Source organism: Rhodocyclus gracilis, assembly GCF_009617575.1.
In the GTDB taxonomy this organism is placed as follows: Bacteria; Pseudomonadota; Gammaproteobacteria; order Burkholderiales; family Rhodocyclaceae; genus Rhodocyclus; species Rhodocyclus gracilis.
The window spans coordinates 16,441-30,340 of sequence record NZ_WIXJ01000007.1 but is presented as its reverse complement, the minus strand read 5'-3'; the positions used below and the strand labels follow the sequence as shown (position 1 = coordinate 30,340).

Below are 13,900 nucleotides of genomic sequence, written 5' to 3'. Positions count from 1 at the left end.
GCTGTGTCAGGGGGCAATGACGACGCGGTTGCGGCCGCCAGCCTTGGCCTGATAGAGCGCCTGATCGGCACGCGCCAGCGCGTTTTCGGGGTGAGTGTGCTCCGCCGAGAGTACCGTCAGGCCGATGCTGATGGTGAGCGGCACTTTTTCGCCCTTGACGCCGAGTGGCGCGTCTTCGACGACCCGGCGCAGACGCTTGGCGAAGCTGTGCGCCGAGGCGAGAGTGGCGCCGGAAAGGAGGACAGCGAATTCTTCGCCGCCCAGTCGGCCCGCCGTATCGAGGCGGCGCAGCTGGCTGCGCAGCAGATCGGCGAAGTGGCAGATCATGGCGTCGCCGGTGGCGTGGCCAAAGCGGTCATTGACCTTCTTGAAGTGGTCGATATCGATCATCAGCACGGCCGCCGCCAGCGTCGCGTCGCGTTGCAGCCGCGCGTGTTCTTCTTCCAGCCGCTCCATGAAGCGGCGCCGGTTGGCGAGGCCGCTGAGATCGTCGGTCGTCGCCAGTGCGCGCAGTTCTTCTTCCATGCGGCGCCGCTGGCTGATGTCGGTTTGCGTTCCGATCATGCGCAAGGGGCGCCCGTTCTCGTCGCGGCTGACGACCAATCCGCGCGCCAGCGCCCAGCGCCAGCAACCGTCGTTGGCGCGCAGCCGGTATTCGATGGCGTGGCTGTTGGTGCGTCCGTCGAGGCACGACTGCAGTGTCGCCATGATCTGGCGAAGATCCTGACGATGCACGCGCCGCCGCCATTCGGCGAGGACGTTCGTGAAACTGCCGGCCGGCAGGCCGAAAATCTCGTACCAGCGCGAGGAGACGACGATGTTGCCACTGCGCGCGTCCCAATCCCAGATACCGTCGCCGGCGCCTTCGACGGCGAATTTCCAGCGCTCTTCGCTTTCGCGCAGCGCCTCGCGGGCGCGATGCCGCTCGATGGCAATGCTGATCAGTTGCGCGGCTTCTTCCATGCGCAGGAGATCGTCGGCGGACGGGCGCCTGACGGTGTCGTGGTAGACGGCGAAGGCACCCAGCATCTGGCCGTTGCTGCCGGTGATGGGTTGCGCGCAGCTGGCGGCAATGCCGGCGGCGGCCGCTACCTCGCGCCAGCGCCGGCAGTAGGGGTGTTGCTGCACGCTTTCGACGACGACGCATTTGCCGGTGAATGCCGCCGTCCCGCAGCAGCCTTGCCCGACACCGACTTCAAGGCCGTCGATGGCGGCGAGGAATTCCGCTGGCAGGCGCGGTGCGGCGGCGACGGAGAGGTGTTCGCCGCGTGGGTCGAGCAGCATGACGCAGGCGCGCGCGTCGATGTCGCCGGCTTCGATGCCGAGCGTGATGGTTTCGAGGATGCGTTTCAGGGATGAGCCGTTGGCCAGCAGTTCCAGTGCGTCGCTGCGCAGCCGCTCACGTTGTTGCAGGCGTTTGGCGTCGCTGATGTCGATCAGCGAGAGGTGGGCAATCTTGCTGCTGGGGCCGGCGTGGCCTTGTGCGAGCAGCACGCGCGGCGATCGTCGGCGGTTGCCGGGAAGGGTGAGTTCGCATTGCGGCGAGCTGGCGCCGGTGAACATCTGAGCCAGAAAGCGCGTCAGCGTCAGCGCGGCGTCGTCGGCGAAGAAGCTGCCGAGCGTGCGTTGCGGCACTTTGCCGGAGCGGATGCCGAGCAGGGTGAGGGCGCGTGCGTTGCCAAACAGCAGGCGGCCCTTGCGGTCGATGCTCAGGCAGCCGGAGGGTACGCGGTCGCAATGCGAGGCTTGCGCCGTCGCGAGTGCTTCTTGCGCCTCTAGAGCCGCTTGCAGTTCATCGCGCTGGCGCTCGGCGTCGGCCAGTTGGGCACGCAGCGCGGCGATTTCCTGTGCGGCGTCGGGCGGGTGTTCGGCGATGGCAGTGGCCTTGCTCGGGGCGGTGTCACTCATGGGCGGTGTCGCGCAATGGCGCTTCCTCTGGGAGATGGGCGTACTGCCGGACGACGTTCATCGGTCCTCGAAGGAGTGTCGGATGGCTTCGATTTCGGGGCGCATGGCGAGGAAGCGCTCGACCAGTTGCGGCTGGAAGCACAGACCGGCGCGTTCGCCGATCCAGGACAGCGCATCGTTCAGCGGCCAGGGCGCCTTGTAGGGGCGGCGCGAGGTGAGCGCGTCGAAGGTGTCGGCGATGGCGGTGATGCGGCCGACGAGCGGGATGTCCTCGCCGATCAGTCCGGCGGGGTAGCCGCTGCCATTCCATTTCTCGTGGTGCGTCAGGGCAATCGTTCGGGCGACGGCAAGCAGGCCCTCGGCGTGTTCACCGATGATCTCGGCGCCGATCTGACAGTGCGTCTTGATGACGTCGAATTCTTCGCTGGTGAGGCGGTCGGGCTTGAGCAGGATGCGGTCAGGTATGCCGATCTTGCCGATGTCGTGCAGCACGGAGGCGTGCATCAGCTGGTCGGCCTCGGCGTCGGAAAAGCCGACCGCCAGCCCGAGCAGGCGCGCGTAATGGCCGAGGCGGATGAGGTGCAGTCCCGTTTCGTTGTCGCGAAATTCTCCGGCGCGTCCGAGGCGGCGGATGACTTCGAGACGGGTTTCTTCGAGCTCGCGGGTACGCGCGAGGAGATCGGCCGTGCGCTCGGCGACGCGCTGTTCGAGGTCGCGCTGGTGCGCATAGAGCGCCAGATGCGTGCGCACGCGGGCGAGCACGACCGGCGGGCTGATCGGTTTGACGAGGTAGTCGGCGGCGCCGATGGAAAAACCATAGGCTTCGTCGTCGGTCGAGGCGCGCGCGGTGATGAAGATGACCGGGATCGCCCGCGTCGCGTCGTCGGCCTTGAGCGTTCGGCAGACTTCGTAACCGTCCATCTCTGGCATCGTCACGTCGAGCAGGATGAGCGACGGCGGGCTGGCCGAGAAGGCCGCGCGCAGCGCCAGACGGGCGTTGCCGGCGACGCGGATGGCGTATTCCGGCGACAGCACACGGCGCAGGATGTCGATGATTTCGGGTGCGTCGTCGACGATCAGGATTTCGGCGCGGGGAATCGGGGCGTTCATGCAGGTTCTCGAAGGGGGCGGCTGGACATCAGCGCCAGCAGCGCGGCGAGTGCCGCTTCGTAATCATAGACGGCGGTCAGGCGGCAGATGTCGGCGAGCGCGCCGTTGCCGGGCATTTTTTTGGCGAGTTCGGCGAGGGTTTCCTCGACGGCGCAGTCGAGTCGCTCGAATTGCCCGCAGGCGGTGGCGAAGAGGGCGTCAATGCCGTCCTCGGGGGGCGCCGCAGGCGTCGTCGCCCGTTCCGGGGCGAGGGACGGGGTCGCCGGCAGGATGGGCTGGCTGGTCGGCAGCGCGTCGATGGCGCGGATGACTTCGCCAAGCGCTTCTTCAAGGCGATCAAGCAGCGGCGGCAGTTCGCTGTCGGGGGCGTGGGCGCGCAGGGCGGTTTCGAGGTCTTGCGTGGCGCTTTGCAATGCCTCGGCGCCGAGCGAGCCGGCGACGCCACGCAGCGCGTGCGTCAGGCGTTCGGCGCCTTCGCGATCGTGCGCGAGCACGCGTTCCCGCAACTGGTGGCCGATGTCGCGACGATGGAAGGCGAATTTACGCAGGATGCGCAGGTAGGCGGCGACATCGCCGCCGGTGCGGCTGAGGCCGTCTTCGACGTCAAGACCGGGAATTTCCGGCAGCGCTTGCCGTTGCCGCGCGCGTTCCGCGGCGCTGGCGCCGTGGCGGGACGGGGGCCGCAGCCAGCGTGCCAGCGTCGTGGCGAGCGCCGTCGGATCGATTGGCTTCGACAGATGGTCGTTCATGCCGGCGGCGATGCAGCGGGTGCGGTCTTCGCCGAGCGCATTCGCGGTCAGGGCGATGATCGGCAGTCGTTGCAACGACGGGTGACGGCGAATGCGCTGGGCGGTGCCGTAGCCGTCGAGATGCGGCATCTGGATGTCGAGCAGGAGCGCGTCGCAGTGGAAGTCGGCGCTGAGCAGTTGGGCAATTGCCGCTTCGCCGTCGCGGGCGATGTGCACGACGACGTCCATCGCTTCGAGCAATTGCCGGATGACCTGCTGGTTGAGTTCGTCGTCTTCGGCGACGAGGATCGTCGCGCCGGGAAAGCGCGCGCTGATTGCCGGCCGGCTCGGCGCCACCGGCTGCGGTGTGGCGCTGAGCGCGCGTTGCAGGGCTTGCAGCAAACGCTTGCGGGTGAAGGGTTTGTGCAGGAAGGCGTCGGATTGCAGCTTGAAATCGGAGCCGATGGCTTCTTCGGCGATCGATGAGGTGAGCAGGATCGCCGGCCGGCGCGGCAGCGTCGAGGTGTACTGGGCGATGGCATCGCATTGCCGGCGCATCTGCGCATCGATGACGACGATGTCGGTATGCGTGCGGTCGGCCAGTTGCGCAAGGTCGGTCTGCTCGTCGGCTTCGTGTGCGCTCATGCCGAAGGCGCGTAGCTGGGCGACGAGCATCCGGCGGGTGGGCGTGTGGGGATCGAGCACGACAGCGCGCAGGCCTTTGATGTGCGCCGGAATGCGCATGGGCGCTTTTTCTGCGCGGCGGAAGTCGAGGGCGAACGAAAAGCTGGTGCCTTCGCCGGGCGCGCTTTGCACGGAAATTTCACCGCCCATCATGCCGATCAGGCGGCGGGTGATCGACAGGCCGAGGCCGGTGCCTCCGTAGCGGCGGGAGGTCGAGCTGTCGGCCTGCGTAAACGCCTCGAACATGCGCTCGATCTGAGCCGGCGCCATGCCGATGCCGGTATCGCTGACGGCAAAGCGCAGGCGGGTGCGCGCTTCGTCGCGTTCGATGACTTCGGCGGAGATGCGGACTTCTCCGCGTTCGGTGAATTTGATGGCGTTGCTGGCGAGGTTGATCAGCGATTGTTGCAGACGCAGGGCGTCACCGATGACTTCTTCAGGCAGGTCGGTCGCCGCTTCGATGACGAGTTCAAGGCCTTTCTGCCGTGCGTCGATGGCAGCGATCGTGCCGACGTGTTCGAGCGTCTCGTCGAGATTGAAGCGCGCTTCCTCCATTTCCATCTTGTTCGCCTCGATTTTCGAGAAGTCGAGGATGTCGTTGAGGATGCGCAGCAGTGATTGCGCGGCGTTCATCGACTTGCTGAGATAGTCGGACTGGCGCGGGCTGAGTTCGGGCGTCTGCAGGCAGAGGTGGGTCAGGCCGATGATGGCGTTCATCGGCGTGCGCACTTCGTGGCTCATGTTGGCGAGGAAGTCGCTTTTCGCGCGGTTGGCGAGGTCGGCGGCTTCCTTGGCGCGCAGCACCTGCTGCATCAGCATCTGCAAGACCGACAGCGAGAGGATTTTCATCGCGTCGACTTCAATCGCCCGCCAGGGGAGCGAGCGGCCGCGCTCGGTTCGCGTCCAGACGGCGTAGTGCGGCGCGCTGACCGTATTGGTGTCGGTGAGGACGTCCTGCGGATTGCCGGACCAGGTGACGGTGCGGACGTGTTCGGCGCGGAACCAGAGAATACGCGCGTCGAAGTTGCGGTCGAGCGCCACCGCCAGGAGGCCGGAGCCGATTTCGGCAAAGGCCAGCGCCGGCGGGAAGAGTTCGCCGAGGCTGTCGGTGCGGAAGACGAGTTCGTTGGCGTGGTGGGTCTTCAGCCACTCGGTGAGTTGCGCGAGTTGCGTGGCATTCGGCGTCAGACCGAGGGTGTAGGTGTGATCGCCGAAACTGATGACGCCGCCGCTGGCGCCGATCAGGCGCAGGTAGACGTCAGCGATGGCGCGCAGGGAGTGGTCGATGTCGCCGGTGTCACGGATGTGCTGCGAGAGCGAGAGCAGGGCCTCGCGCACGCGTTCCATGTAGCGCTTGGTGCGCAGGTGCTCGATGTTGGTGAGCTTGAAGGAGATGGTTTTGCCGATGAAGGCAGCGAGTTCGCGCATCGGCACGGCGACGCTGCGCTGCGTGACGCTGTGGCAGACGATGACGCCCCACAGGCGCGGGCCCTTTTTCAGCGAGAGGGCGAGCGAGGTGCGTGCGCCCATCTGGCGCATGGCCGTGACGTAGCGTGGCGTGCGGCCGCGCAGTGCGGCGCGGCAGAGGTCGAGAGGGCGGCCGGTCAGCGGGTTGTCGGCAGGGATCAGCGGTACGTCTTCCGCGTCGCAGTCGTCGAGTACGCGGATCGGGTTGTTTTCGAGGTACTCGCGGTCGTGCGCCGCCAGATCGGAGGACGGGAAGCGGAAGCCGTCGAGCGAGGGGAGCGCGTCATTGCGGCTTTCGGCAATGATTTCGTAGTCGCCGTGGCTGTTGTAGCGACCGATGACGACCCGGTCGAAGTGCGTGATGCGGCGCACCTCGTGGGCGACGAAGCGGCTGTATTCGTCGATCTCTTCGTCTTTGTCGAAATGCTGCAGCGCGTCGCGCAGGGCGAGATGCAGGCGGGCGAAGGCCTTGTCGTCATCGTCCGTGGCCGGCAGCAGTTCGGCGACGACAAGGCCATCGGCGCGGTGATGCATGACATGACAGTCACGCCCCTGAATGGAGGCGGAGAAGGTACGCGCGCTCTGCGCCTGATCGGCGAGCTGGAGAGATTCCTGCAGGGTTTCCCACGCCTGCCCGAAGACGGTGCTGCCGTCTTCTCCGATGACTGCCTCGGCGTCGATGCCAAAGAGCTCTGCAAGATTGGCGCTGACCATGCGGATGATGCCCGCACTGTCGAATGCGATCAGTGCGCCGTGCGGCTGGATCGTGTAGATGCCACGCGTCTCTGCGCTTGCGCCGGGAGCAGCGCTGGGCGGGGGGGCGGCCTCGGTGGGCGGGCGCGAAGAGGCGTGAGCAGCAGGGGATGGCATGGGCAGGCTGGTGGTTCGGACGCCCCGTTTTCCTTCATTGGCTGGACGCCAGCGCGGGTCCGGAAAGCGGCGGTTGACGATGATCGGGGCGCACGAGGACAACTCAAGGATCGGTGGCAGAAAACACAATTGCCGAGGAGCGGCGATCATCCGTCCCGCCGCGCAGAGCGTCAAGACATTGCGCATGCCAGAGGCTTGATCGGTACGGGGCGGGCGCCTCCGGCGGGGGCTTATCGCGTGGCGGGCCTGATCAGAAATCACGACGGAAACGGTTCAGTCTGAAACGGCGGCGAAATCCAGTGACCGGAACCGGACGACGGGCAGCGGTGTTGCGTGGAACGCGGCATCGTGGGGATCGCCGAGAGTGGGGCGGCGGGCGCGGTGGGTGACGGATGGGAGTTGCGATATTGCTCGTCAAAATGATGATTATCAAGCGTCGGCAGGCGTTGATGACGTTGGCGGCGTCGCTGCGGCGATGGTGTGGCGATAGCTCTGCGAGGTGCTCTTCGGGCGGCGCATGGATGGGGAGAGTCGGCGCGCGGAACCGGTTGCGGTGGCGGAACGCTATTACTAAAGTAATAGACAATTTTTTACGCTTTTGTTGGCATTTGCTCCTACAATCGCGGTCATACGCAAGTGTGGTTTTTAGCCGGGTTTTGTAGCGCGGCGTGTTGATGTAACTGTTTGTCAGGAATGAAGTTTATTTCATCAAAATGACAAGTATGTGAGCGCCTGGTCGAGCACGTTCAGGGTGGAAAACGGGATATTCCAAGAGAATTTTCCTTCTCGCGCGGTCTTCGTTTTGCTATGGCTTTAGTGATATATGAGTAATGACTCGCCGAATAGTGACTGTCATACGCTTGATGCGTATTTCCGTTTGCTCAGCATTAGCCAGATCCTTCGCCAGCAAAGCGCGCTCGCCGAGTTGGATGCCGTTGATCAGCGCCTGCTCGAATTCGTGGGGGTGGCCGAGCATCTGGAAACCCGCCTGTCGGTAACGACGGCGATGGCGCTGCGCGCGGCTGGCTCGTCCGCGACGGTCTATCGCCGCTTGCAGCGTCTGCGTGAGAAGGGCTGGATCGATGTCACCCCCAGCCCCGACGACACGCGCGCCAAGGTGATCTCGTTGACGGCGCACACACTGTCTCAGTTTGCGCTGCTGGCAACGGCGCTGAACGAATTGGCGGCCACCGATCCAGCTTTCCATCTCCCGGCGTCTCTGACGCCGACCCCCGCCGAACCCCGCGCAGAGTGAAGGCGGTGGCGTGAGGGGGCTTTGTTCCTGCTAGTGCGCGCCAGCGTCGCGACGTGACGGCAGCGCCTCGCCTCGCGGAATGAATTTCAACGCCAGGCCATTGTTGCAATACCGCTTGCCGGACGGCGGCGGCCCGTCAGTGAAGACGTGTCCCTGGTGCCCGCCACACGCGACGCAGTGGTACTCGGTGCGCGGCACTACGAGCAGATAATCACGTTTGAAGCCGAGGGCGTCAGGCAGTGCGCCGTGAAAGCTTGGCCAGCCGGTGCCGCTGTCGTATTTCTGGCGGCTGTCGAAAAGCGGATGATGGCAGGCGGCGCAGACGAAGGTGCCGTCGCCTTTTTCCCGGTTCAGTGGATGACTGTGCGGCGGCTCCGTTCCTTCGTCGAACAGAACGCGGAAGCTGTCGGGTGGTAGCAGTCGCTTCCACGCGACGCGGCTTTCTGCCGAGGCCGCTCCCGTGCCGCCTGCACCGCAAGCGCCACCGCTGCCCGACTCGCCCTCGACGATGCTGCGCGTCGTTGCGGTACCTCCGCCAAGAATTCCCTGCCACAGCGATTTCCAGATGCCTGCTCCCATGTCGATTCCTCTAATGGTTATGTTTTAGTTGGAGCGGCGCTAGGGCGGCGAGTTCGCTCCTTGCGCCCTAGCGTCGTGCAGTAGATGACTGCAATGCGAATAGCATCCATAATTGTTCGCAGTGCACACCTTTGCAGGCGCCGATCTGCGATGATGCGTGCGTAGCGCGGGGTTTTTATAAGTTCGACGATTGAAGATCGACTAGCAGGAGGGTTTGTCGCATGAGTACGACGCCTTTGGCCTCACGGCCGCATTCTCCCGCTGCCGCGGGTGAGCGGGTTGGCGCCCACGGGCACGGTCGGCAGCCTCTACCGCCGGCGCTTCCCGGTGAACGGCGCGAGTTCGCCAGCATCGCTGGCCGACTGTCGTATTACTACGCAGCGCCGGAGAGCGGCGGCGCGGCGGCCGATGCCTTGCCGTTATTGCTCATCCACAGCGTCAATGCGGCGGGTTCGGCCTACGAAGTGAAGCCGATCTATGAGCACTATCGTCGCCTACGCCCGGTGTACGCACTGGAATTGCCGGGTTTCGGTTTCTCCGAACGGGGTGATCGCCGCTACTCGCCGCGCTTGATGACCGACGCCATTCTGGCGATGCTGAACGAAATCACGCGGGATCGCGGGCAGGCTGCGCGCCATCATGCCGTGGCGGATGCGCTGGCCTTGTCGCTGGCGTGCGAATTTCTCGCCCGCGCGGCGGTGGAGTCTCCCGCCTCGTTTGCCTCTCTGGCGCTCGTCAGCCCGACCGGCTTCGATGTGCGCTCGCCGCAGTCGGGGCCGCCCGGCAGTACGCGTGGCATGCCTTTGCTACGCGGCATGTTCTCCTTGCCGATCTGGAGTCGTGCGGTCTTCGCCTTGCTCACCAGTCGCACGAGCATCCGCTTCTTCCTCGAAAAAACCTGGGGTTCGCCCGAGATCGACGAGGGGGTTCTCGACTACGCCTGGCTGACGACGCATCAGCCGGGGGCGCGCTTTGCGCCCTACGATTTTGTCAGCGGCTATCTCTTCAGTCGCGATATCCACCGCTTCTATCAGGCGCTGACGCCGCCGGTGTGGCTGGTGCACGGCGTGCGCGGCGATTTTGTCGACTATCGTGGTGCCGCGGCATTTGCCAGCAAGCGCCACTGGACGCTGCAGACCTTGCCGACGGGCGCTTTGCCGCATTTTGAAGTGCCGGAGGAATTCCACCGGCGCTACGACCAGTTCCTCGCCGCCGCCCGCTGAGGGGCGGCGTAGCGATGGGCGACGCGACTTAACGCGGCGCGGTTTGTCCGAGCTTCTGCTCGATCTTGGCGATGGGGACGGCACCGGGAATGCGTTCGCCGTCGGTGAAGAAGATCGTCGGCGTGCCATTGATGGCGAGTTTGTGGCCGAGTTCGAGGTTCTTCTGGATCGCCGAGACGTCACAGTCTCCCTTGGCAACCGGCGCCTTGCCGTCGACCATCCACTCCGTCCACGCCTTGCCGCGATCCGCCGAGCACCAGATCTGCTTGGATTTTTCGAGCGAGTCGGGCGACAGGATCGGGAAGAGGAAGACGTAGATGGTGGCGTTATCCAGCTTCGCGGTTTCCTTGGCCAGACGCTTACAGTAGCCGCAGTTGGGGTCTTCGAAGGTGGCGAAGACGCGTTTGCCGTCTCCCCGCACGATCTTGACGGCGCGCTCGATCGGCAGGTCGTTGAAGCGGATCGCCGTCAGCTTTTGCATGCGCTCGGCGGTGACGTTTTTCATCGTCTTGCCGTCGATCAGCGTGCCGATCAGCAGCGTGGTCTGCTTTTCGTCGGTGTAGACGATCTGTCCGTCGGTGTAGACCTCGTAAAGACCGAGGTAGGGCATCTTCGTCACGCTGTCGACCTTGTTGCCGAGCTTGGCTTCGATCGCTTTTTTGACGCTCGCTTCGTCGGCAAAGGAGGTGCTCGTCATGGCGGCGGCAAGCAGGCCGATGAGCGTCAGTGGCAAGAGCTTCCGGATCATAGAGGGCTTTCTAAAGGGGAAAAGTGTGGCGACGGCGGCAATCGGCGTCGGACTCAGAGCGCGCCGAGGGCGTAGCGCATCAGGAGATTCTTGACGCGGGGAGTGCGTTGGGTGAGCTTCAGGCCGGCATTGCGTAGCGTCGTGACGCCCGGCGTGCGGGCAGCGAAAAGCCGGTGCAGGCCATCGGTGACGTTTTGCAGGAGGAGGATTTCTTCGCGCCGGGCGCGTTGGTAACGGCGTAGCAGCCGGTCATCGCCGATGTCTTGCCAACTGGCGCTACTGCCGAGCAGTTCGCTCAGTACGGCGGCATCCTGAAAGCCCAGATTGATGCCGTGTCCCGACAGGGGATGCACGCCATGCGCGGCGTCGCCAATCAGCGCCACACGCGGCGCGATGGTGGTCGGAACGCGCAGCAGGCTGAGCGGGAATGCCTGGGCGGATGTGATCGTTCGCAGTTGCCCCAGGACCTTGTTGCCGGCCCCGGCAACGCGCAGCGCCAGTTCGTTGTCCGGCAAGGCGAGCAGGGTGTTCGCATGCGCGACATCGGTGGACCAGACGATCGAGATGCGGTTGCCGGGCAGGGGCAGCCAGGCCAGCACGCCGTCGGCGCGGAACCACTGGCGCGCGACACTGCGGTGCGGCCGTTCGCAAGCATAGTTGGCGACGACGCCCAATTCGCCGTAGGGCGTTTCCTCCGCGCTGAGACCGGCGCGTTGGCGGACCCAGGAATCGCGGCCATCGGCGCCGACCACAAGCCGCGCCGAGAGAGTCTCGCCATCCGTGAGCGTCAGCTCCACCCCCTCGTCCGTACAGTGCAGCGCGGCGGGATGTGCAGGACGAAAGACGCTGACGTTGGCTTGCCGTTTGACGTTTTCCCAAAGCTCTCCGGAAAGCTGCGATGACTCGAGAATCCAGCACAGTTCGTCGATACCGGCGTCTGCGGCGGAGAAATCGAGACGCCCGTCGCCGTCGCCGAAGATTTCCATTTCGCGAACGCGCGCCAGCCGCGTTCGCTCGAGATGCTTCCAGGCGCCGATGCGGTCGAGAAAGGCAGCGTTCGCCGGGCTTAAGGCATAGATGCGCGCATCCCAGTCGTCTGCCGAGGCGGCAGAGGCGGAACTGCGAGGGGTGGCAGGGCGGCCTTCGATCAGGGCGATCTTCAGCCGCGAGTCGCGCAGGGCACAGGCAAGAGAGAGTCCGGCCAGTCCGCCGCCGACGATGAGAACGTCAAATTGCATTCACTTACTCCGGCAAGCGGCGATTGTGCCTCGCGCCAACTTCCTTTTACAAGCGCCGCCGTGTGTGCTTTTATCGCCCGCATGGCGATTTTCGTGACTCCTTCGGGCCTCGCAGACGGCTTTCTCGCTTCTTCTTCTGAGGGCGGTGACGGCTCGTCGCGCGTCGAGGATGCGCCCGTGCCAATGGCTGTGGCCGACGCGCCGCCCGCATCCTCGTGTCGCTATCTGCCGCTGATTATCCGCGCCGAATATGACTCGCCGGTTGATGCGCTCGTCGCGCTGACGGTGCCCCGCGATGAGGCGCTCGATCTGGTCGTGGCGTCGTGGGGGCTTGGCAGCGATCTCATTCTGGCACGCATCGATGGCGGGCGCTGTGTCGCTGCGGCGGCCAGCGATGGCGGGCGTTGGCTGGCCTGCAATGCGTTTCCGGAGCCGCCCTGCCACAGCCGGCTCGCGGCCGAGCATTACTTGCAGCGCCTGCTCAAGGGGCCGCGCCGGGGCTGCGTGGTTCGCCTCGACGCCCCCGCTGTTATTCGGTACACACTCGGCGATGCCGTGTGAGTCGCCGTAGCCGCTGGTGTCGCCGGTAATACAGCAGCGTGCCAGCACTTAGCAGCAGCATCAGGCAAAGCTCGCCGGTGAGCCCAGCGAGTAGGGCGTCAAGGTGGCTGCCAGCGAGCTGCAATTGATGGGCGAATAGCGCACCAAGGAGGGCGGAGCCCAGGCCGAACGCGGTTTGTTGCACGGTGCTCAAGAGTGAGCTGCCAGCACCGGCGTGCTCGATGGCGACGTCGGCCAGCCCGATACGCAAAAAGCTGCTGACGATGAACGCTTGACCGATACCGATGATGATCGTCGATGGCATCAGGTTGAGCACGCCCGGATGCGGCCAGACGCCATGCAGTGTCGTCATCAGGGCGAGCAGACCGGACATCTGGATCAGGCAGCCGACGAGCAGCGTCGGTAGAACGCCGATTCGCCCGACGAGCCAGGCGCTACGGAGCGACGCGACAAAATAGGCCGCCCCCAGCGCAATGAAGACGTCACCGGATTGCCGTGGCTCCAGTCCCGCGCCGGCTTGCAGCGCCAGAGCGAGTACGAACATGAAGCCGCTCCAGCACGAAAAAAACACGAGGCCGAGCCAGATGCCGAAGCGGATACTCGGCAGACGCAGCAAGGCCGGGGGCAGCAGCGGCATGAGGCCACGTTGTTCCTGCCGGCGCTCGGCGATCCACAGGGCGGCGAGCAGGGGCGGAACCGCCGTCAGCAGGGCGATATAGGGCCATGACCAATGCGCTGCCGGTCCGAGCGCCAGCGGCAGCAACAGGCAGAGGACAGTGGCCGTCAGCAGTAGCGTGCCCGGTACGTCGATGTGGATAGCCTGCGTGCGCGGGCTTTCCGGCAAAAAGCGGGTCGTTCCGGCGAGAACAAGAAGGCAGAGCGGTGGATTGATCAAAAAGACGCTGCGCCAGCCGCTCCCCGCGATATCGGCAGAAACAAGATAGCCGCCAAGGACTTGACCAATAACAAAGGCGAGGCCGCCGATGGCGCCAAAGAAGCCGATGGCGCGTGAATGCGCCGCCCCCGTCAAGCCGGCGTGGATCGTTGCCAGCACCTGCGGCACGATCAGTGCGGCTGCAACGCCCTGCAAGGTTCGCGCGCCCAGTAGCATGGTCAGTGAATCGGCCAGTCCACACATCAGCGAAGACACGCCGAAGAGCGCGATGCCGAGGCGAAAGACATGGCGGCGCCCGAGTCGGTCGCCGAGACGGCCGCCCAGCGCCAGGCAGACCGCGAAGGCGACGCCATACGCTGCCACCAGTAGCGCAAGCTCGCTGGCGCTGGCGGCAAACGATTCGGCAATGGTTGCCAGCGCGACATTGACAATGGAGAAATCGATCAGCGGGAGCAGTTGCCCGGCCAGCAATACGTACAAGCCAGCGTTACCTAAGCGCGCGGGTGCCGTCGGAGTCGTCATGAGGCTGCTTTCACTATCAAATGGGCGGGAGCGGCGCTAGGATGTCCTCTTCTTTAGACGGGTACCAGAATCTGCTTATCCTGGTATAAAGGCTGCCTGTCTCGTTTCGGGG

10 protein-coding genes are annotated in these 13,900 nt (G+C 65.0%); 3 read left to right on the top strand and 7 right to left on the bottom strand.

The features are described 5' to 3' along the window. Window positions 1-6: 6 nt before the first annotated feature. Genes GHK24_RS10140 through GHK24_RS10130 form a run of 3 tightly spaced genes read right to left on the bottom strand, consistent with a single transcriptional unit; the run spans window position 7 to window position 6,767 of the window. Window positions 7-1,908 (bottom strand): diguanylate cyclase, encoded by a 1,902-nt coding sequence (locus GHK24_RS10140; RefSeq protein WP_153472767.1) that lies wholly within the window; start codon window positions 1,906-1,908, stop codon window positions 7-9. A 57-nt stretch (window positions 1,909-1,965) separates the two neighbouring features. Further along, window positions 1,966-3,018, bottom strand: coding sequence for an HD-GYP domain-containing protein (locus GHK24_RS10135; RefSeq protein ID WP_153472766.1), 1,053 nt, complete (start codon window positions 3,016-3,018; stop codon window positions 1,966-1,968). Next, complete coding sequence (locus GHK24_RS10130; protein ID WP_194286412.1) at window positions 3,015-6,767, bottom strand: response regulator; 3,753 nt, start codon at window positions 6,765-6,767, stop codon at window positions 3,015-3,017. Before GHK24_RS10130 ends, GHK24_RS10135 begins: the two co-directional genes overlap by 4 nt. Before the next feature lie 823 nt (window positions 6,768-7,590). On the opposite strand from GHK24_RS10130, the gene GHK24_RS10125 reads away from it, so the two are divergent. After that, window positions 7,591-8,022 (top strand): helix-turn-helix domain-containing protein, encoded by a 432-nt coding sequence (locus tag GHK24_RS10125; RefSeq protein ID WP_153472764.1) that lies wholly within the window; start codon window positions 7,591-7,593, stop codon window positions 8,020-8,022. Window positions 8,023-8,052: 30 nt separating this feature from the next. On the opposite strand, the gene msrB is transcribed toward GHK24_RS10125, so the two are convergent. Continuing rightward, window positions 8,053-8,601: a peptide-methionine (R)-S-oxide reductase MsrB gene (gene msrB / locus GHK24_RS10120; protein WP_153472763.1), complete on the bottom strand. Its 549-nt coding sequence runs from the start codon at window positions 8,599-8,601 to the stop codon at window positions 8,053-8,055. 221 nt (window positions 8,602-8,822) lie between these two features. Between msrB and GHK24_RS10115 the strand changes: the two genes are divergently transcribed. Then, window positions 8,823-9,824 carry an alpha/beta fold hydrolase gene (locus GHK24_RS10115; protein ID WP_153472762.1) on the top strand — a complete coding sequence of 334 codons (1,002 nt, stop codon included), beginning with the start codon at window positions 8,823-8,825 and terminating at the stop codon, window positions 9,822-9,824. Between the two features lie 28 nt (window positions 9,825-9,852). Here the strand turns inward: GHK24_RS10115 and GHK24_RS10110 are convergent, their stop codons facing one another. Together GHK24_RS10110 and GHK24_RS10105 are read right to left on the bottom strand one after the other, a co-directional pair. Then, entirely contained in the window at window positions 9,853-10,572 is a 720-nt protein-coding gene (locus GHK24_RS10110) for a DsbC family protein (protein WP_153472761.1), read from the bottom strand. Window positions 10,573-10,625: 53 nt separating this feature from the next. Beyond that, complete coding sequence (locus GHK24_RS10105; RefSeq protein WP_153472760.1) at window positions 10,626-11,810, bottom strand: UbiH/UbiF family hydroxylase; 1,185 nt, start codon at window positions 11,808-11,810, stop codon at window positions 10,626-10,628. Between the two features lie 93 nt (window positions 11,811-11,903). Here GHK24_RS10105 and GHK24_RS10100 point away from each other — a divergent pair, with 93 nt between their 5' ends. Next, window positions 11,904-12,371, top strand: a complete 468-nt coding sequence (locus GHK24_RS10100) for a hypothetical protein (RefSeq protein ID WP_153472759.1) — start codon at window positions 11,904-11,906, stop codon at window positions 12,369-12,371. On the opposite strand, the gene GHK24_RS10095 is transcribed toward GHK24_RS10100, so the two are convergent. Continuing rightward, entirely contained in the window at window positions 12,340-13,788 is a 1,449-nt protein-coding gene (locus tag GHK24_RS10095) for an MFS transporter (protein ID WP_153472758.1), read from the bottom strand. The genes GHK24_RS10100 and GHK24_RS10095 overlap by 32 nt on opposite strands. Between the last annotated feature and the right edge of the window lie 112 nt (window positions 13,789-13,900).

Excerpts from the sequence above, each read along its gene's own strand:
- GHK24_RS10130 (WP_194286412.1), bottom strand. The coding sequence starts at position 6,767 with ATGCCATCCCCTGCTGCTCACGCCTCTTCGCGCCCGCCCACCGAGGCC.
- GHK24_RS10140 (WP_153472767.1), bottom strand. The coding sequence starts at position 1,908 with ATGAGTGACACCGCCCCGAGCAAGGCCACTGCCATCGCCGAACACCCG.
- msrB (WP_153472763.1), bottom strand. The coding sequence starts at position 8,601 with ATGGGAGCAGGCATCTGGAAATCGCTGTGGCAGGGAATTCTTGGCGGA.
- GHK24_RS10135 (WP_153472766.1), bottom strand. The coding sequence starts at position 3,018 with ATGAACGCCCCGATTCCCCGCGCCGAAATCCTGATCGTCGACGACGCA.
- GHK24_RS10095 (WP_153472758.1), bottom strand. The coding sequence starts at position 13,788 with ATGACGACTCCGACGGCACCCGCGCGCTTAGGTAACGCTGGCTTGTAC.
- GHK24_RS10110 (WP_153472761.1), bottom strand. The coding sequence starts at position 10,572 with ATGATCCGGAAGCTCTTGCCACTGACGCTCATCGGCCTGCTTGCCGCC.
- GHK24_RS10115 (WP_153472762.1), top strand. The coding sequence starts at position 8,823 with ATGAGTACGACGCCTTTGGCCTCACGGCCGCATTCTCCCGCTGCCGCG.
- GHK24_RS10105 (WP_153472760.1), bottom strand. The coding sequence starts at position 11,810 with ATGCAATTTGACGTTCTCATCGTCGGCGGCGGACTGGCCGGACTCTCT.
- GHK24_RS10125 (WP_153472764.1), top strand. The coding sequence starts at position 7,591 with ATGAGTAATGACTCGCCGAATAGTGACTGTCATACGCTTGATGCGTAT.